The organism is Arthrobacter sp. B0427-1-12, from assembly GCF_059092905.1.
Window position 1 is genome coordinate 1 of sequence record NZ_JBNHIC010000235.1, and the last position, 369, is coordinate 369.

Consider the following 369-nt stretch of genomic DNA (forward strand, 5'->3'; position numbering starts at 1 on the left):
TCGGGATGGATTTGGCGTATTCCAGGGCCCCGGCGGAGAACCGGCTGGTGGTGATGAAGACCCCGCGGGTGGCCCCGCGGCCGGCCAGGGCCCCGACAAACGACTGGATCGCTTCCCGGCCGACCGTGACGTCCGCAGCGTAGCGTTTGGCCTGGATATAGATCTGGTCCAGGCCCAGGGCGTCCTGGTCGATGACGCCGTCCACGCCTCCGTCGCCGGATCCGCCGATGCGCCGGCCGCGGTTTTCGGCCCCGCCGTAGCCCATCGCCAGCAGGAGTTTCACCACGGCTTCTTCAAAGAAGTCCGGGTGGCGGTCCTGCAGCCGCTTGAGCAGGTCCGTGGCCAGATCCGCCCGCAGCAGTTCGATGC

The 369-nt window shown here is 68.6% G+C and carries 1 protein-coding gene; it reads right to left on the minus strand.

The window, feature by feature from the left end; genetic code table 11:
• Positions 1-369 (minus strand): restriction endonuclease (locus AC5RWU_RS24715; protein ID WP_493986798.1); only part of this gene is annotated, 369 nt, incomplete at both ends.